The sequence below is a fragment of the Acinetobacter sp. ANC 3781 genome, from assembly GCF_004331285.1.
Classification (GTDB): Bacteria; Pseudomonadota; Gammaproteobacteria; order Pseudomonadales; family Moraxellaceae; genus Acinetobacter.
Genome location: NZ_SJOH01000012.1, coordinates 1 through 17,793, shown reverse-complemented (window position 1 = coordinate 17,793; position 17,793 = coordinate 1). Strand labels below are relative to the sequence as shown.

General features: G+C 42.4%; 14 protein-coding genes and 4 tRNA genes. 13 read left to right on the top strand and 5 right to left on the bottom strand.

What is annotated here, in order from left to right:
• Positions 1-30: 30 nt before the first annotated feature.
• Positions 31-909, bottom strand: a complete 879-nt coding sequence (locus tag E0H89_RS09910) for a metal-dependent hydrolase (protein WP_131216609.1) — start codon at positions 907-909, stop codon at positions 31-33.
• Positions 910-1,044: 135 nt separating this feature from the next.
• On the opposite strand from E0H89_RS09910, the gene E0H89_RS09905 reads away from it, so the two are divergent.
• Entirely contained in the window at positions 1,045-2,082 is a 1,038-nt protein-coding gene (locus tag E0H89_RS09905; RefSeq protein WP_131216606.1) for an AraC family transcriptional regulator, read from the top strand.
• A 43-nt stretch (positions 2,083-2,125) separates the two neighbouring features.
• On the opposite strand, the gene E0H89_RS09900 is transcribed toward E0H89_RS09905, so the two are convergent.
• Positions 2,126-3,457: a Na+/H+ antiporter NhaC family protein gene (locus E0H89_RS09900; protein ID WP_131216605.1), complete on the bottom strand. Its 1,332-nt coding sequence runs from the start codon at positions 3,455-3,457 to the stop codon at positions 2,126-2,128.
• Positions 3,458-3,821: 364 nt separating this feature from the next.
• On the opposite strand from E0H89_RS09900, the gene trpA reads away from it, so the two are divergent.
• The 4 genes from trpA to E0H89_RS09880 are packed head-to-tail and all read left to right on the top strand — an operon-like array spanning position 3,822 to position 7,829.
• On the top strand, positions 3,822-4,625 hold the full coding sequence (gene trpA / locus E0H89_RS09895) for a tryptophan synthase subunit alpha (RefSeq protein WP_131216603.1): 804 nt from the start codon (positions 3,822-3,824) through the stop codon (positions 4,623-4,625).
• Complete coding sequence (gene accD / locus E0H89_RS09890) at positions 4,622-5,518, top strand: acetyl-CoA carboxylase, carboxyltransferase subunit beta (protein WP_131216601.1); 897 nt, start codon at positions 4,622-4,624, stop codon at positions 5,516-5,518. Before trpA ends, accD begins: the two co-directional genes overlap by 4 nt.
• Positions 5,515-6,798 (top strand): bifunctional tetrahydrofolate synthase/dihydrofolate synthase, encoded by a 1,284-nt coding sequence (gene folC, locus E0H89_RS09885; RefSeq protein WP_131216600.1) that lies wholly within the window; start codon positions 5,515-5,517, stop codon positions 6,796-6,798. Before accD ends, folC begins: the two co-directional genes overlap by 4 nt.
• Positions 6,789-7,829 (top strand): SPOR domain-containing protein, encoded by a 1,041-nt coding sequence (locus tag E0H89_RS09880; protein WP_424619762.1) that lies wholly within the window; start codon positions 6,789-6,791, stop codon positions 7,827-7,829. The genes folC and E0H89_RS09880 overlap by 10 nt, the downstream gene beginning before the upstream one ends.
• Before the next feature lie 19 nt (positions 7,830-7,848).
• Here E0H89_RS09880 and E0H89_RS09875 read toward each other — a convergent pair whose 3' ends face one another.
• The 3 genes from E0H89_RS09875 to E0H89_RS09865 all read right to left on the bottom strand — a co-directional run bounded on the left by E0H89_RS09875 (position 7,849) and on the right by E0H89_RS09865 (position 10,284).
• Entirely contained in the window at positions 7,849-8,430 is a 582-nt protein-coding gene (locus tag E0H89_RS09875; RefSeq protein ID WP_131216596.1) for a dual specificity protein phosphatase family protein, read from the bottom strand.
• Complete coding sequence (locus E0H89_RS09870) at positions 8,427-9,242, bottom strand: MBL fold metallo-hydrolase (RefSeq protein WP_131216594.1); 816 nt, start codon at positions 9,240-9,242, stop codon at positions 8,427-8,429. Before E0H89_RS09870 ends, E0H89_RS09875 begins: the two co-directional genes overlap by 4 nt.
• 406 nt (positions 9,243-9,648) lie before the next feature.
• Positions 9,649-10,284, bottom strand: a complete 636-nt coding sequence (locus tag E0H89_RS09865; protein ID WP_131216592.1) for a peroxiredoxin — start codon at positions 10,282-10,284, stop codon at positions 9,649-9,651.
• Between the two features lie 339 nt (positions 10,285-10,623).
• Here E0H89_RS09865 and secA point away from each other — a divergent pair, with 339 nt between their 5' ends.
• The 8 genes from secA to E0H89_RS09825 all read left to right on the top strand — a co-directional run bounded on the left by secA (position 10,624) and on the right by E0H89_RS09825 (position 17,027).
• Entirely contained in the window at positions 10,624-13,344 is a 2,721-nt protein-coding gene (gene secA / locus E0H89_RS09860; RefSeq protein ID WP_131216590.1) for a preprotein translocase subunit SecA, read from the top strand.
• Between the two features lie 182 nt (positions 13,345-13,526).
• Positions 13,527-13,886 carry a hypothetical protein gene (locus E0H89_RS09855; protein WP_131216589.1) on the top strand — a complete coding sequence of 120 codons (360 nt, stop codon included), beginning with the start codon at positions 13,527-13,529 and terminating at the stop codon, positions 13,884-13,886.
• 156 nt (positions 13,887-14,042) lie between these two features.
• Positions 14,043-15,263, top strand: a complete 1,221-nt coding sequence (gene argJ, locus E0H89_RS09850) for a bifunctional glutamate N-acetyltransferase/amino-acid acetyltransferase ArgJ (RefSeq protein WP_131216587.1) — start codon at positions 14,043-14,045, stop codon at positions 15,261-15,263.
• Positions 15,264-15,412: 149 nt separating this feature from the next.
• Positions 15,413-16,480: a quinolinate synthase NadA gene (nadA, locus tag E0H89_RS09845; RefSeq protein WP_131216586.1), complete on the top strand. Its 1,068-nt coding sequence runs from the start codon at positions 15,413-15,415 to the stop codon at positions 16,478-16,480.
• Between the two features lie 150 nt (positions 16,481-16,630).
• Positions 16,631-16,707 (top strand) — tRNA-Pro (locus tag E0H89_RS09840).
• 45 nt (positions 16,708-16,752) lie between these two features.
• A tRNA-Arg gene (locus tag E0H89_RS09835) sits at positions 16,753-16,829 on the top strand.
• Positions 16,830-16,871: 42 nt separating this feature from the next.
• A tRNA-His gene (locus tag E0H89_RS09830) sits at positions 16,872-16,947 on the top strand.
• 3 nt (positions 16,948-16,950) lie between these two features.
• Positions 16,951-17,027 (top strand) — tRNA-Pro (locus E0H89_RS09825).
• The last annotated feature ends 766 nt before the right edge of the window (positions 17,028-17,793 follow it).

Sequence of the window (17,793 nt, the reverse complement as noted above, 5' to 3'; positions counted from 1 at the left end):
GTGAGTCTGAACTGAATAGATATTTAATATTTAGTCTTTCGCTGCCCGCCAAAAAGCCTCTCCAGCCTGAATTGGATCACCTGTATCTTCTAAAGTTTTTACCCACACATCATATTGGGCAATTACCGGATGTTGGCTAGGGTGAAAGTCTTTGTTAAACCAGTCACGATATTGCTTGCTCATTTTGCTCAGCTTGCCGTTTTTACCAAAAAACCAGGGTAAGCCGCGAATGTTCATTTGCAGACGCTGCAAAGGCGTAAAACCATCATATTTTAACATTATGTTGGCGCGGTAAAGGGTAAAACCAAACATTAATGTGGTGGTCCATGCCAGGGTGAATTTGCGTGTGGTTTCAGGCACATTACCCACCTGTTTCATGACATCAAATGCCACATCACGATGTTCCATTTCCTCAATCGCATGCCATGCCAACAGAGCACGAACATAGGGATGTGCATCACGCAAGGTTTCTTGATGACTGTAAAAAGTTTCTGCCATCAGCGCAGTTAAATGCTCAGCTGCCGCCGTCATGGCAATGTTGTATTGAGGTGAGCGTTTTTCCAGTTCGAATTTAAAAATTTTATTTAAACGCTGAATAAATTTCTCCACCGGCATGCCTTGTGCTTTTATAACCTGGTTCATTTTTTCATGCGCGATGCCGTGCTGGGCTTCTTGACGGATAAAGTCTGCGACCCGAAGCTTTAAATCTGGATCGGTAATTTGATCGCGAAACAGACGCACAGACTGAATAAAGTAACGTTCTCCATCGGGGAAAGTCAGGCTGAGAGCATCAAATACCCGAGTGATAAAGGGATCACCTCCAAACCAGAAACGCGGTACTTCATGCAGTTTAAAATCAAGATTGCTGCGAACCACAGGTTCGACTTGGTATTGGGCAATAGTATTCATTTTATTTTACTTAAATCGCCTTGGATAACTACAGTATGTCGGGCTTTTTTAATTTTGTTTTGACAGGACTTGCCATTTTTTATACATTTTACGCCAAAGTGAAAATTTAAAATGTCAAAAAAGTAAGGATAAATTGTGCAAGACCTGCAGATTCCCAATGGTTATTTTCAGCTGCTAAATATGTATTTGCTGCAACAAGGGATGGATATTTTTGCCTTACCATTTCTGGCGCAGCATCAAACCCAATTGCGTCATGTCTTGTCCTTGCCGATTGATTCGCAATCGACCTATTCATTTTTTTTAGAGGTGATAGAACTTACCCGTCAACATTTACATTGCCCAGAACTGGTTCTGGAAATGGCTCGGTTGATTCGTCCTGAACATTTTGGTGTGTTGGGCTATATGGCCTCGCGGAGTAATAGCGTGGCCGAAGCCTTGCACAACATTATTCGTTTTAGCCGTCTGGTGATTGATGGCGCAGCAGTTATTCCGATGCAAATGCTGCATCAGGATAAAAAGATTTATCTCTCATGGCCGTTACATGATGCACGATATGCAATGATTAATGAGCTGACTTCAGCATGTATGGCACATTTGGCCAAGCAAATTTTCCCCGCATCTTTGCAATTGCTGAGTATGCAGTTTGCACATATACCTCAGATGGCGCGCTATCATTATGAAAAGTTTTTTGGCTGTGAAGTTGGCTTTGGTCATGCCCAATATTCTTTTGTAATTAGTTCGGACAGCCTGGATTTAAAATCGGAACTGGCTGACCCTTCTTTAATGCAACTTTTACTGCGCCAGGCAGAAGAAGCCATTGCTTCCAAACCCCGATATGAAAATTTAGATCAGCACATTCATATGAGAGTAGCGGAGTATTTACGTGTGCAAAAGAGTGTGCCCAAAATTGAGCAGATTGCCAATGAATTGCATGTCTCTGCGCGGACATTGCAACGGCAATTGAATGACCTCAACTCCTCTTTTAAGAAGATTGTTGAGATGGAGCGTATGAAGCGCTGTGAACAGTTGCTGCAGCAGGACATACCACTGACCGATATTGCCATGCAATTGGGCTATTCGGATCAGTCTGCCTTGGCACGGGCCTATAAAGCCTATAGCGGACAAACCTTATTGCGCAGAAAGCAACAGTTGAAAGCATCAGCGGAGCCATAAAAAAAGCGACCTGCTTAGGCCGCTTTTAAAATGTCTATTGAAATTAAGCAGGTTTGAATCGGGGGAAGCGAAATGCGATGGCCAAGATCGCCACAATTGCCAATACCCAGCAATAGTAAATGTGCCCGATCAACTCGATAGGTGACAGTTTTGCAATAGAGCAGGCCAGCAGTAATTGCGCACCATATGGAATTATGCCTTGAACCACACAGGAAAAAATATCCAGTAATGCTGCGGCGCGTTTAGGATCTACGCCGTATTCTTTCGCCACTTCACGTGCCATGTCACCAGATAAAATAATCGCAACGGTATTGTTGGCAACGAACAGATTGGCGAATACCACCAGAAAACTCACCCCCAGTTCACCGGCACGCTGGCGTCCAACTTTAAATAACTGGGTAATGCTATAAATACGTTGGATAAGCCATTGCAGTCCGCCTTCTTTTTGCATAATGGCAGATAAACCGCCTAGGAACATCGAAAGAAGCGCAACCTCAAACATGCCGACAAAACCGTCGTAGATTGCAGTATTTAACTTTAATACGCCAAAATCAGGGTCGACCATAATGCCAGTCAAGCCTGAAAGCAGAACGCCAATAGTTAGAACTGCCAGTACATGTAAACGTGAGAATGCCAAAAAGAATACCGCCACATAAGGCAAAATCAGCCACAGGTCATAAGTTTTATATGCAATGGTTTGTGAATCATGGCTAACAAATGTATAAATCAGAATAGCCAGCACAGCGGCAGGAACCGCAATCCAGACATTGATTTTGAATTTATCGCGTAGCTGAACTTTTTGACTGCTGGTTGCGGCAATGGTGGTGTCTGAAATCATGGATAAGTTGTCGCCAAACATGGCACCCCCCACCACTGCACCGATGGCATAGACTGCTTCAATATTGGTAACTTGGGAAAACCCAAAAGCAATCGGGGCACAGGCAGCAATGGTGCCCATGGAAGTCCCCATCGCTGTTGCAATAAATGCCGAAATAATAAACAGCATCGGAAGCACAAATGACGGTGGGATAATCGAAAGCCCCAGTTGCACCGTCGCATCAACACTGCCAATGGCACTTGTGGTACTGGCAAATGCCCCGGCCAGCATAAACACCATAAACATCAGAATTAAATTGGGATGACTGGCACCTTTTAAAAATTCATCAATGGCGGTATTTAATTTTCCACGGTAAATCAGCACGGCAAGAATAATGGCCGGCAGAGCCGCCACCGGTGCTTTAACCTGATAAAAAGCAAACTCGGTACCAATGATGGAATGATAGAGACCACTGCCTAAAAAAATGGCTAAAAATACAATAAGAGGGAGCAGTGCCAGCGCGCGAGCGTGCACTTCACCTTGGGAGTCGGAAGTCATATAAAATAGGAAAAAGAAAAATCGTGCGTAGTATAGAGCAGGTTTTGCTATTAGATAAAACATTAAACGTAAAAGCTAACTCAATTATTTTTATCAATTTTTTACTAATAAAAATAAGTTTATCTTAACGTTGGATATTTTTTTAAATAGCAAAATTAGGCATCTTTGATCATTGAGAAAAAATCGTAAATATCAGTAAATGGTGTTCTCGGATTGTTCTGAAAAAATGAGATTGTCAGTCTAATGTATCGCGAAATGTTTGGACTCTGTTCAATGGGTAAAAAATAGCGTTACAATGCGTTGTCTTGTATTTCTACAAAGCCAACTCCTCAGTTTTTTAATAATTCAAGGAAAGCATAGCCTTATGTCACGTTTAGCCACTCGTTTTGGACAGCTTAAATCTCAGCAGCGTAAAGCGCTGGTTTCTTATGTAATGGCTGGTGACCCTCATCCAGAAGTAACTGTTCCATTGTTACATCAAATGGTTGAGGCAGGGGTAGATGTGATTGAACTTGGTCTTCCGTTTTCAGACCCTATGGCAGATGGTCCGGTGATTGCCCTTGCAGCAGAACGTGCATTGGCAGGCGGAACCAATACCCTAGACGCTTTGAACATGGTCAAAGAGTTCCGTCAGAAAGATACAGAAACACCAGTGGTTTTGATGGGGTATTTAAACCCGGTCGAAGTGATTGGTTATGAAAAGTTTGTTTCAGTTGCGAATGAATGTGGTGTAGATGGTGTACTGCTGGTGGATTTGCCACCAGAAGAAGCAAAAAATTTAGATGATGTGTTGAAAAAATTCGACATGGATCAAATTTTCTTGCTTGCGCCTACCTCTACTGATCAACGTATTCAGCATGTGGCGAAACAAGCCAGTGGCTTTATCTACTATGTGTCCTTGAAAGGGGTAACCGGTGCAGCAACTTTAGATGTATCTGAAGCTGCAGCCCGTATCCAGAAAATTAAAGCTGTGACTGACGTTCCTGTAGGTGTCGGTTTTGGTATTAGTGATGCTGCCTCTGCTAAAGCCATGGGTGTAGCGGCTGATGCAGTCATTGTCGGCAGTGCTTTTGTTAAACAATTTGCCAACTTAGCGCCAGAACAAGCTGTTTTTGAAACGGTTAATAAAGTCAAGGAGCTTCGAGCCGCGCTCGATGAGTTAGTATGAATCAAGAAGTGAAAATAGGCAAAATTCTAAGCCCAGCGACGCCGTGGACGGAACGTCATGTTCCGGGTATTCACACTCCGGATGAGCAAACAGCCCTTAAGGCAACTTTTACAGAGCCAACCATTGAGTGCCCTGAATGTCACGCACTGGTTACTCGTACAGCCATGTCATTTAACGCTTATGTTTGCCCACAATGCGACGAACATTTGCGTATGAAGGCACGTGATCGCCTAAACTGGTTCTTTGATCAGGTTCAAAATGAACTGGGTCAGGAATTTGTGGCCAAAGACCCACTCAAATTTGTCGACAGCAAGGCATATCCAGACCGTATGTCTGAAGCACAAAAGAAAACCGGGGAAACTGAAGCCTTAGTGGTGATGCAAGGTTTACTGAAAGGCATTCCTTTAATCGCATGTGCATTTGAATTCGACTTTATGGGCGGTTCAATGGGTACTGTGGTCGGTGACCGTTTTGTGCAAGCGGCTGAACGTGCAATTAAAGAGAAACAACCTTTAATCTGCTTCGCGGCATCGGGTGGTGCACGTATGCAGGAAGGCATGTTGTCGCTTATGCAAATGGCGCGTACTTCAGCAGCGATTCAACGCATGAAAGATGCAGGTTTACCGTATTTAGTGGTATTAACCCATCCAGTATATGGTGGTGTAACCGCTTCACTTGCAATGTTGGGTGATGTGCATATCGCTGAACCTAAAGCCATGATTGGTTTTGCAGGTAAGCGTGTAATTGAGCAAACTGTACGTGAAAAACTGGAAGAACCGTTCCAACGTGCCGAATATTTGCTTGATCATGGTGTAGTCGATCAAATTGTTCATCGTCACGCATTACGTGATACAGTCTCTCGTATTGTCGCGAAACTGATGAATTTGCCTTGAACACAGCACCACTTGCAACAGACTCTTTAAACACATGGCTCGATTATTGGAGCCATGTTCACGTTACGGGGATTGATTTAGGTCTGGAACGCGTCATTCCAGTGGCTGAAAAGTTGGGTGTGACATGTCCACAGGCGAAAGTTATAACCGTAGCGGGTACCAATGGTAAAGGCTCCACCACCACCACTTTAGCTGCCATTTTAAATGCGCAGGGCTATCAAGTGGGATTATATCAATCACCGCATATTTACCGTTTTAACGAGCGGGTGAAATTGTCGGGTATTGAAGTGGATGACCAGACGTTAGTAGATGCGTTTGTGCAAGTGGATCACGCCCGTCGAGCATGTGATTTAAGCCTTTCTTTCTTTGAAGCCACCACACTTGCCGCTTTTGTTATTTTCAAAGCTAAACAATGTGATGTCTGGGTACTTGAAGTCGGACTGGGTGGCCGCTTAGACGTGGTCAATGTGATTGAGCCAGATGTCGCAGTGATTACCAATATTGGCTTAGATCATACCGATTGGCTGGGCGACACAATTGAAAAAATTGCTTTTGAAAAAGCCGGAATTATTCGCCCGAATATTCCTGTAATTTTTGCTGGTGCGCAACACCTTCCACACGCTATCCAAAATAAAGTTAATGAATGTCAGGCCCAATTATTTGCAGTCAATCGTGATTATTTCTACCAATATACGGATGATGGTCAAGCCTGGATGTTTGCTTCTTCAGGTACGACTTTAAAATTACCGACAGGCTCTTTGGCGTTAGAAAATATTTCCACAGCAGTTGCAGCGATTTTGATCAGTGGCCTAAAAGTGACTCAAGATGCCATTGCACAAGGCATTCAAAATGCAAAATTGCCAGGTCGCTTTGAAATTCGCCAGATTCAGGGCAAAACGGTAATCTTTGATGCCGGCCATAACCCGCACGGCGTAGATTTTTTGTTAAATCAGTTGCGAAAATTCCTGGAATACAATAAACAGTACACAGAAGTGATCAGTGTTTTTTCCATGTTGGCAGATAAAGACATCAATTCTGTCACAGAGTTGTTGAAAGATACTGTTTTAACATGGAAAATTGCTCCATTAGCAGTTCCGCGAGCAGCAGCAGTCGAACAGCTCGATGAAGCGCTACAGGGCGAAACAGTACAGCATTTCGAAAGTGTTCAATTGGCTTTTAAATCAGCGCTGAATGAAACTAAAAATAATCAGCTGATCTTGGTATGTGGTTCATTTCATACCTTAGAAGCGGTATGGGAGTATTTGGAAGAATGTCAATGAATAGCAAACAACGCTGGATGGGTGGCGTTGTTTTATTAGGTGGTGGTGTTTTATTGGCAGCATTGCTCCTGAAAGGCAAAGAAGAAATATATCAAAACGAACTGAACACCCCTGAGCTTGCAGCTCAAGTCACGCAGCAAAAGCCTGCTCCAGAAGGCGAAATGGTTCAGCTACAGGCTTTGACGGTCGATGTTGAAACAGAAAAGCGTTTGCTTGAAGAGCAACGTCGCGGCCGTGAAAAAGCAGTCGCAGAACAAGAAGCACGTGCTGCTGAATTTTTAGTGATGCAGCAACAGGCTGAAGCAGATGCTGCACGTAAAGCGGCAGAAGAATATGCGGCTTTAAATGCCCATCGTACGGGTGCACAGCAGAGTTCAGACAATATTCCTCCTGAACTGATTGAGGATGAAAAGGTTAAACAAAAGCGTTTAGCTGAAGAAAAGGTGCTTGCGCAAAAAAAGTTAGATCAGCAGAAAGCTCAACAACAGAGAACTGATGCTGATAAAAAAGCACTTGAAGATCACCGTAAAGTCGAAGCGGATAAAAAATTAGCAGATATCAAAGCGGCTGAAAAGAAAGCGGCAGAGAAAAAAGCAGCTGATGAGAAAGCCAAACAGGCTGCTGAAGTAAAACGTAAGGCAGCTGAAAAGCAGGAAGCAGAGAAGAAAGCCGAGGCTGAACAGAAAGCGCTAGCAGAAAAGAAAAAAGCAGAAGAAAAACGTGAGGCGGATGCCAAGAAAAAGGCAGAGGCTGAAAAAGCACGTGATCTGTTGGAAAATGGCGATAAACAATGGATGGTACAAGTAGCTTTGGCTGCAAATGAAGCCAATGCAGATGCCGTGGCATCTAAGCTACGAGCTAAGGGCTACAAAGTCACCAAAAGCCCAACATCGAAAGGGATTCGCATTATGGTCGGACCCTCTAAAGACCGAGATTCTGCAGATGCTGCACGCAAGAAAATCAACAATGATGCCAGCTTGGGAATGAAGTCTGCATGGGTGATTGAATGGGTGCCTTTAGACAAGCGCTAAATCGAGCCTAAGCTAAAAATTAAGATGGATTCGACAGTTGCTGTTGAATCCATCTTACATTTTCAGGGCTAAATATTTTTTCGATATGCATCCAAACGGGATGAAAGCCATAGCCGCCATATTTCATCTCACTCAGGGCATCTTCAATTTTCCAGTTTTCAAAAATAATCCGATACATTGCAATGCTCGCACCGGTGCGGTCTGAACCATGATAACAATGAATCAATACCTTTTGATCGAGTGCTTTGGCTTGCTGGACCTGTCGCATGACTTGCAATAAGTCTTCACGCGACATGGCCCAAGTATGAATGGGTAAATGAACCAATTTAAAACCGGAAGATGCCAATACATCCAGATCAGCATTTCTGGATCTTAAATTAATCACCACATTAATGTGATGTGCTTTTAATTGCGGAATCAGTTCAGCCGTGGGCTGTTCACTACGAAACACATGCTCGCTAATTTGATAAAAATTATCTGTTGGATTAAGTACTGTTCCCCAGTGTTGAGGACGCTGTTCCGGTGAAAGTGTGGGCGAAGTCATACATCCCACCAAACTTGAGCTACTCAGTAAAATGGCAACCACTGTTCTTTTAATCATGATAAATAACGCGCCAATTCAACAGGATCATGAGCACAAATGATTTCAATATTTTTTTCCGTTTGTGCCAGCTGTTGAATTTTATGCAAGTTGTCTACGCGCATCTGATTATTTTCAGCAAAGAAGCGTTCCAGCTTATCTAGCGTTCGCAGCTTATTTTTCGGGTCGAGTTGCAGGTGGGAGTAATAGGCATCCCCACAGAAGAACAGCCAACCCTCTTTTTGCTTAATGGCAATCCCGCAATGCCCCTGAGTATGACCCAAGAGCGGAATCAATAAAATTTCATCTTGAAATAACTGGAAGCCTTGCACTTGATACAAGTTAAACCAAGCCTCACCTTGTTCGTGTTCGATGAAGTTCCAGTAACGATGCTGTTTAAATTGTTGAGTTTTATAGCGTGCTTTATTTTTCAGTGAGAATAAGTTTTGCGTTGCATTATATTCACTGGAGAGCACATGTACGGTGGCATGAGGGAAATCTGAAATACCTCCGGCATGGTCAAAATCCAGATGTGAAACTAATATATGTCGAACATCTTGAGGGCTAAAACCTAAGCGCTGGATTTGTGCGATCGCAGTCAGCTCTAAATTGTTTTCGATGCGACCCAGCCGTGAAACCAGAGATCCTAAACGCTGTTTGGTGTGCAGATAATCTTGTACGCCTAAACCGGTATCGATCAGTACCAAACCTTGATCAGTTTCAACAAGCAGACAATGACAAACCACTTTGGCATGTAAACCTTTTTGCCCAAATAGAGGGCCACAAACAGGGCACATAGTGCCGCAGTGCAAATGATGAATATTATAAATCACAATATTTATTCTTAAGATGATTAGGCGTATTTATAAACCGCCTGTGAAATAAACACCAACTTGATTTTGTAATCCAACTCTTTAGCGGAATAAAAAAAGCCTGTCATAAGACAGGCGTTTGCAGGATCAGGATCTGGTTCGTTATTCTAGTCCTGATTAAGCAGCATTGTGGTTCATCTGAGGTTTGAAGCAAGTATCGCTCGATGATTTCCTCGCACTCGAAGCATAGCTTCTAATCTTTTTGCAGAATATATTCCTCAGGGTGGAACCGTGCTCTAATTCTGAAACTACGCACTTCGTTTGTCTTGAGACAAAATAAAATAGTGCTTTAGTTTTAACTCGAAGCATAGCTTTTTGTCTTCTTGCGGAAGATATTCCTCAGGGCAGAGCAGTGCTCCGCTGATCCTCACTCAGGATGTGGCGTTAATCGCAAATAAGGTTTAACCGCTGTATATCCTTTAGGGAAACGCTGTTTGATTTCGTCTTCATCTTGAAGAGAGGGCACAATCACCACATCTTCACCTTGTTGCCAGTTGGCAGGCGTAGCAACTTTATGCTTGTCCGTCAGTTGTAACGAGTCTACGACACGTAAAATTTCATTGAAATTACGGCCTGTAGAAGCAGGATAAGTAATAATTAAACGTACCTTTTTGTTTGGATCAATAATGACCAAAGAACGAACGGTTAAGGTTTCACTGGCATTGGGGTGAATGAAATCATAAAGCGTAGAGACTTTACGATCTTTATCGGCAATGATCGGGAAATTGACCGTCGTATTTTGAGTTTCATTAATGTCGTTAATCCAACCTTTATGTGATTCGACATCATCAACTGATAGGGCAATCGCTTTTACACCGCGTTTGCTAAACTCATCTTTCAGCTTTGCGGTATAGCCAAGTTCAGTTGTACATACTGGAGTGTAGTCCGCAGGATGGGAAAATAAAATTCCCCAACTATCTCCCAGATAATCGTAGAAATTAATTGTGCCTTCACTTGAGTCCTGCTGGAAATTCGGTGCAGTGTCGCCTAAACGTAATGTCATTTTTGTCGCCTCATATTCTTTGTTATAAACTTTGATGAGATCTAATATGGCGCAATTTTTTTTCCAAGGAAAATAGCGTTTTTGTATTTCTTTATGAGTAAATGGAATATACGTGAGTGGTTTGATTTGTAAAATCTGGATAAATGACGGATTTTATGACTATATTGGCTGTTTAAAATTTGTTACATTAATTTTCCTTAGCGGTCATGTGCTAGAACGAATGATCAGAATTTTTTTATCGGTTTTGTGCAAAACCCTTGTACTTCAAATTTCTAGCACCATAATAACGACTGAGAAAAAATTTATTCATTCGACAAGCAAGATTTAGAGAGTCTATTCATGTTGGCAAGTCTGATCGGAGGCATCTTCGGTACCAAAAATGAGCGCGAACTCAAACGCATGCGTAAAATCGTAGATAAGATTAATGCGCTCGAGCCGACGATATCTGCACTAAGCGATGCAGACTTATCTGCAAAAACTGAAGAATTCAAACAACGATATAACAAGGGCGACAGCCTGGATAAATTATTGCCTGAAGCATTTGCAGTTTGTCGTGAAGCGGCAAAACGAATTATGGGGATGCGTCATTACGATGTACAGCTGATTGGTGGTATTACACTTCACGAAGGTAAAATTGCAGAAATGCGTACTGGTGAAGGTAAAACCTTGATGGGTACCTTGGCATGTTATCTCAATGCCATTAGTGGACAGGGTGTGCATGTCATCACCGTGAACGATTATTTGGCACAACGTGATGCCGAATTAAACCGTCCATTATTTGAATTTTTGGGTTTAAGCATTGGTATTATTTATTCAATGCAAAATCCGACCGAAAAAGCAGAAGCTTATCGTGCGGATATTACGTACGGTACCAACAACGAATTCGGTTTTGACTATCTTCGTGACAACATGGTGTTCTCACTGGCTGAGAAAAAACAGCGTGGTTTAACTTATGCCATTATCGATGAGGTCGATTCGATCTTGATCGATGAAGCACGTACACCATTGATCATTTCTGGTCAAAGCGATGACTCTTCACAATTGTATGCTGCAATCAATAGCATTCCACCGAAACTGACCCCGCAAAAAGAAGAAAAAGTAGCCGATGGTGGGCACTTCTGGATTGATGAAAAACAACGCTCTGTCGAAATGACAGAAATTGGTTATGAAACAGTAGAAGATGAACTGATTCGTATGGGCTTGCTTGCAGAAGGCGAGAGCTTGTATTCATCGGCTAACTTGAACTTGGTTCATCATGTTTCAGCTGCCATTCGTGCGCATTATCTTTATCAACGTAACGTTCAGTACATCATCAATGATGGTGAAGTGATTATTGTGGATGAAAATACCGGTCGTACCATGCCGGGTCGTCGCTGGTCAGAAGGTTTGCATCAGGCAGTTGAAGCAAAAGAAGGTCTGGAAATTCAACCGGAAAACCAAACCCTTGCAACAACCACTTTCCAGAACTATTTCCGTTTATACAAAAAACTTTCAGGTATGACCGGTACTGCTGATACTGAAGCGGCGGAAATGAAAGAAATTTATGGTCTAGATGTGGTGCTGATTCCAACCCACCGTCCAATGATTCGTAATGATCAAAATGATTTAATTTATTTAAACCGTAATGGTAAATACAACGCAATTATTCAGGAAATTCAAAATATTCATGAAGCAGGCGTTGCACCTATCCTGATTGGTACAGCAACCATTGAAGCTTCAGAAATTCTTTCTGATAAATTGAAAGAAGCCGGTATTGCCCATGAAGTCTTGAATGCCAAACAACATGAACGCGAAGCGGACATTATTGCGCAAGCCGGTTCACCAAATGCGGTGACTATTGCCACCAATATGGCCGGCCGAGGTACCGATATTTTGCTCGGTGGTAACTGGAAAGCCAAACTTGCGAAAATTGAAAACCATACCGCTGAAGATGAAGCACGTTTAAAAGCCGAATGGGAACAAAACCATGAAATGGTCTTAAGTTCTGGAGGCTTGCATATTATTGGTTCAGAACGTCACGAATCGCGTCGTATCGACAACCAGTTGCGTGGTCGTGCCGGTCGTCAAGGTGACCCGGGTGTTTCACGTTTCTACTTGTCGCTTGAAGATGATTTGATGCGGATTTTTGCGGGTGACCGTGTTGTCGGCATGATGCGTGCGATGGGCTTGCAAGAAGATGAAGCCATTGAACACAAAATGGTGTCACGTTCGATCGAAAATGCACAACGTAAAGTAGAAGCTCGTAACTTCGATATTCGTAAGAACTTGTTGAAATATGATGACGTTAATAACGAACAACGTAAGATCATTTATTCTCAGCGTGATGAAGTTCTGACTGAAAGTACCTTGCAAGAATACATCGAAGAAATGCATCATGAAGTGATTAAAGGTGTGATTGCAAATTATATTCCACCTGAATCCATTCATGATCAATGGGATATTGATGGTTTAGAGCGCGCATTAAGTGATGATTTGGGTATTAATTTACCGGTTAATCAATGGCTGGAACAAGATCGCCGTTTGGATGAAGAAGCTTTGGTTGAGCGTATTTCTGATGAAATCGTGAATCGTTACCGTGATCGCCGTGAACAAATGGGTGATGAGTCTGCAGCAATGTTAGAGCGTCACTTTATGCTCAGTGCTTTGGATCGTCATTGGAAAGAGCATTTGGCAGCGATGGATTACTTGCGTCAAGGCATTCACTTGCGTGGTTATGCACAAAAGAATCCAGAGCAAGAGTATAAGAAAGAAGCATTTAACTTATTCGTAAATATGCTGGCGGTGATTAAGTCGGATGTAATTACTGATCTTTCACGCGTTCATGTACCTACAGCTGAAGAGTTAGCTGAAATGGAAGCACAGAAACAGGCTCAAGCTGAAGCGATGCAGCTGAATCTTTCTCATGCGGAAGTAGATGGTCTAACGGGTGATCTGACTGAAGATAGCGATTCACAATATACCCCGGTCGATGAGCAAAATATTATTCCACCTGCGAATCGTAATGCTCCTTGTCCATGTGGTTCAGGTTTAAAATATAAACAATGCCACGGTAAAATTTAATTTTACCCAGACTGCCAAGCCACTTTGAAAATTCCTCTTATTTGTGAAGATGGGTATTTAAAGTGGCTTTTTTAATTCCTTTTAAATAGAGTATTTAGTTTTTTAAAAGGTGAATACGTTTGCAGAGAACTAAATTAAGTGTTATTTAGTTGCATATCGAACACTGAAAAGCGGAAAGGACAATGAAAAAAGTATTACAACCATTGATGATTGCAGCTTTAGCTCTTCCTACTTTAACTTTTGCAAATAATGCAGCCCAAACAACAACCATAGATAAAGTTCAAGCTGCTCGTGGTGCAACTACAGCTCCTGCCGTTGCTCAAGACGGTAACATTACAGTTGCCAGCCCACGCACTGGTATTCGTTATACTTTTGCTAATCCGAATCAACGCCCGGTTGTATTGAAAACTGCAGCGGTGACAGCTGCCAATGCTGCCAATGTGAATCGTATTGTGGCTTCAAATCCAGCTTTATCAAGTGCAAGTCAAGAAAAAGCCAAACAGGCATTATTGTCGGAAGCTAGCCAGTTAGCCTCTAATTAAACCAATGCTGTAATTTAAACCAGTCTGCGGACTGGTTTTTTATGCCTGAAAATATCAATTAAATAAAAAATAAATCAAACCAAGTGTTCTGCTCGATTTTTTAGTTAATTTCTACTAAGCTGTCTTTTTATCACGAACTTATTTGGAAGTTTAAAAATGGCAGTCGGCGACGTAACAATGCCACAGATGCATGTGGTTAAAGGTGTAAAAATTGGTTCAGCTGAAGCATATGTGCGCTATCCGAACCGACGCGACCTGGTCATTTTTGAATTTGCTGAAGGTTCCAATGCAGCCGGCGTATTTACTCAAAATGCATTCTGTGCAGCACCTGTACATATTTGCAAAGCACATCTTCAAGTCAGTAATCCACGCTATTTAGTGATTAATACCGGCAATGCCAATGCGGGTACCGGTAAAACTGGCATGGCGAACGCTGAAGCGACCTGTGCGAAATTGGCACAACTTGCCGGTGTTTCTGCGAATGAAATTTTACCCTTTTCAACCGGTGTGATTGGCGAACAGTTGCCTATTGAGCGTTTGATGAATGGTTTGCAACCTGCATTAAATACCTTGAAAGAAGATGCGTGGTTGGATGCAGCAACGGGCATTATGACCACAGACACTTTGCCAAAAGGGGCATCTGAACAGTTTGAACTGGATGGTGTGCTGTACACTATGACCGGTATTTCTAAAGGTGCAGGCATGATTCGTCCAAATATGGCGACCATGCTGAGCTATGTCGCTACAGATGCACCGATCAGCCGTGAATTGGTACAGCAGCTGTTAAAAACCACAGTTGACGTTTCATTTAACCGTATTACGGTGGATGGTGACACCTCAACCAATGACTCATGTATTTTTGTGGCGACCGGTCAAGCAGGCGGTGCAGAAATTACATCGACTGATGATGCACGTTATGTTGCGGTTTTAGAGGTTTTAACCCGCGTGATGAAGCGTTTGGCACAGCTGATTGTTCGCGATGGTGAGGGTGCAACCAAATTTATTACAGTTGCAGTAGAAGGTGGTGCAGATATCCAAGAATGTTGCGATATTGCTTATAGCATTGCCCATTCACCACTGGTTAAAACTGCAATTTTTGCATCCGATCCAAACTGGGGGCGTATCCTTGCAGCCATCGGTTATGCAGGGATAAGAAATTTAGATGTTGAAAAAATCCAGGTTTGGTTAGATGATGTACAAATCTGCAAAGATGGTGGCGCGGCAGCAGACTATACGGAGGAAGCTGGCGCGCGCGTTATGTCTCAAGCTGAAATGACGATTCGCGTAGATCTTGGGCGCGGCGAAGCCAAAGACACGGTTTATACCTGTGATCTGTCTTATGACTATGTCAAGATTAATGCAGATTACCGTTCTTAAGTTAAGTTGAATGAAAAAGCCTCCGTAGTGAGGCTTTTTTATAATGGAAAGTTTTTAATGACTGGTCAAAAAAGCATGATGCCATTCTGATCAGTGAATTGAGTGTACGGCTTGTAGTTTTACAAGCACTAAGGATAGAGAAGACGTTTATGAGTAATGCGACCAATTTAATTGCCAATGAGGCTAAATCGATTGTGCAGGCGCATTTAGATCGTTTAGGTGAACCTAAAGATATTCATTTGAGTGATGAGGTCAAACAGGAAAAGTTTGCGCAAATTCTAGCAGAACTCAAAAAACGCGATGCTGTCCTTGTGGCTCATTATTATTGCGATCCCGAAGTTCAAGAGATTGCGGAGCTCTCAGGCGGTTGTGTTTCAGACTCATTAGAAATGGCCCGTTTTGGTCGTGACCATCCAGCTTCAACCCTGGTTGTGGCGGGTGTGAAATTTATGGGCGAAACAGCGAAAATTCTTTCTCCTGAAAAAACAGTGTTGATGCCAACCTTAGAAGCGACTTGTTCTTTAGATTTGGGTTGTCCTGTCGATGAGTTTACTGCGTTCTGTGATGCACATCCTGATCATACCGTTGTGGTGTATGCCAATACTTCTGCGGCAGTCAAAGCGAGAGCTGATTGGGTGGTGACATCAAGTTGTGCAGTTGAAATTATTGAACATCTAGATAGTCTGGGTGAAAAGATTATTTGGGCACCGGATCAGCATCTTGGTCGTTATATCCAGAAAAAAACTGGTGCAGAGATGTTGCTTTGGGATGGTGCTTGCATTGTACATGAAGAATTTCGTGCACGTGGTATTGCCAACATGAAAGCATTGTATCCAGATGCGGCTGTTTTGGTACATCCAGAATCACCAGAATCTGTTGTGGATATTGCAGATGCGGTAGGAAGTACCTCGCAACTGATTAAAGCGGCACAAACGCTACCAAATGAACGTTTGATTGTAGCGACGGATCGCGGCATCTTTTATAAAATGCAACAAGCAGTGCCAAATAAGATTCTGATTGAAGCCCCGACAGCGGGTGAGGGTGCAACGTGTCGCTCTTGTGCGCATTGTCCATGGATGGCCATGAATGAGTTGGATGGAATTTTAGCGGTTTTACAAAAGGGTGATCAAGAAATACAGGTCGATCCAGCGCTTGCGGAACGGGCAAAATTACCTCTTGATCGTATGTTGAACTTCAGTGCGAATTTAAAACGCTGATAATTGTATATAAAATGGCTAAAATGCTTGATAAATATACATTTGAAGCTGTTTTTTAATTTTTTTTGAATATAGGTGTTGACGTTATTCAACGTCACGCCTAGAATGCACACCGTACCGCATGAAGTGCAGTATGAAGCTAAGATGAATCGGAGCATGGCGCAGCTTGGTAGCGCACCTGGTTTGGGACCAGGGGGTCGTAGGTTCGAATCCTACTGCTCCGACCAATTCTTCAAGGCAAAGGTTTCATGGTATTTGATATCATAGGTCATGCGCCTGTAGCTCAGTAGGATAGAGCATCCGCCTTCTAAGCGGATGGTCACAGGTTCGAATCCTGTCAGGCGCACCATTTATGGTAGCTTGATATTTAGAATCTGAAAATGTTGTAACGGTGGATGTAGCTCAGTTGGTAGAGCCCCGGATTGTGATTCCGGTTGTCGTGGGTTCGAGCCCCATCATTCACCCCAATTCGGAGCATGGCGCAGCTTGGTAGCGCACCTGGTTTGGGACCAGGGGGTCGTAGGTTCGAATCCTACTGCTCCGACCATCTTTCTAAAAGATGATATAAATAATCCGCTTAAATGCGGTTTTTTTATGCCTGAAATTTAATAATAACATTCAACATTCAACATTCAACATTCAACATTCAACATTCAACATTCAACATTCAACATGGTTTGAGTAATCTCTTCAATAAGCGCAGTTCAATATTAGAAGCAATTTGATCGCCACCAATAGGGCATATAAAACCTGTTGAAGATAGAGGGCTGAGTTGGTTGAAAAAATCAATGAATTGTTTGAGTAAGATATAAATTAAGAAAACAAAAAAATGATTTCTTATGTTGATTTAATTGAAAGTGATTTCGTTTTAAATCTAGCTACTTTTCTTTGTCTTTATATTCTGCTGGTTGGTATTTAGATAGGAGAGCTATTATGAGGGCTTGACGAGAACATAAAATATAAAAAAGGGAGAATGGGAGTGCTTAAAATGGTCAGGGTAGGGATTGTATTTGACTTGTTTATAGGTTTTAAGCTGAAAAATTTTGCGAATTAAAGCCTAAAAATAAGAAAACCCCGTCATTTTGCAGAATAAATAAGCGGTCATTAGGTTTTTGCTGAATTATTTGAAAAAGGGGGTTGCAACCCCTCTGAAATACTGTAGAATGCACATCCATCGGCGGTGATGTTGATTAAAACTTGTTGAGAAACAAGGATTTAGCCTAAAGGGTTTAAATCTGGAAGTCTTGAAGAAGTTGAAAATTAATCAATAAAACCTGTTGACTTTCTTTAGATAGAGAGTAATATAGCCGACC

What these genes read in the sequence shown, in the direction of transcription:
- E0H89_RS09910 (WP_131216609.1), bottom strand. Translation starts at nt 909, where the DNA reads ATGAATACTATTGCCCAATACCAAGTCGAACCTGTGGTTCGCAGCAAT.
- E0H89_RS09900 (WP_131216605.1), bottom strand. Translation starts at nt 3,457, where the DNA reads ATGACTTCCGACTCCCAAGGTGAAGTGCACGCTCGCGCGCTGGCACTG.
- trpA (WP_131216603.1), top strand. Translation starts at nt 3,822, where the DNA reads ATGTCACGTTTAGCCACTCGTTTTGGACAGCTTAAATCTCAGCAGCGT.
- accD (WP_131216601.1), top strand. Translation starts at nt 4,622, where the DNA reads ATGAATCAAGAAGTGAAAATAGGCAAAATTCTAAGCCCAGCGACGCCG.
- E0H89_RS09880 (WP_424619762.1), top strand. Translation starts at nt 6,789, where the DNA reads ATGTCAATGAATAGCAAACAACGCTGGATGGGTGGCGTTGTTTTATTA.
- E0H89_RS09875 (WP_131216596.1), bottom strand. Translation starts at nt 8,430, where the DNA reads ATGATTAAAAGAACAGTGGTTGCCATTTTACTGAGTAGCTCAAGTTTG.
- E0H89_RS09865 (WP_131216592.1), bottom strand. Translation starts at nt 10,284, where the DNA reads ATGACATTACGTTTAGGCGACACTGCACCGAATTTCCAGCAGGACTCA.
- secA (WP_131216590.1), top strand. Translation starts at nt 10,624, where the DNA reads ATGTTGGCAAGTCTGATCGGAGGCATCTTCGGTACCAAAAATGAGCGC.
- E0H89_RS09855 (WP_131216589.1), top strand. Translation starts at nt 13,527, where the DNA reads ATGAAAAAAGTATTACAACCATTGATGATTGCAGCTTTAGCTCTTCCT.
- argJ (WP_131216587.1), top strand. Translation starts at nt 14,043, where the DNA reads ATGGCAGTCGGCGACGTAACAATGCCACAGATGCATGTGGTTAAAGGT.
- nadA (WP_131216586.1), top strand. Translation starts at nt 15,413, where the DNA reads ATGAGTAATGCGACCAATTTAATTGCCAATGAGGCTAAATCGATTGTG.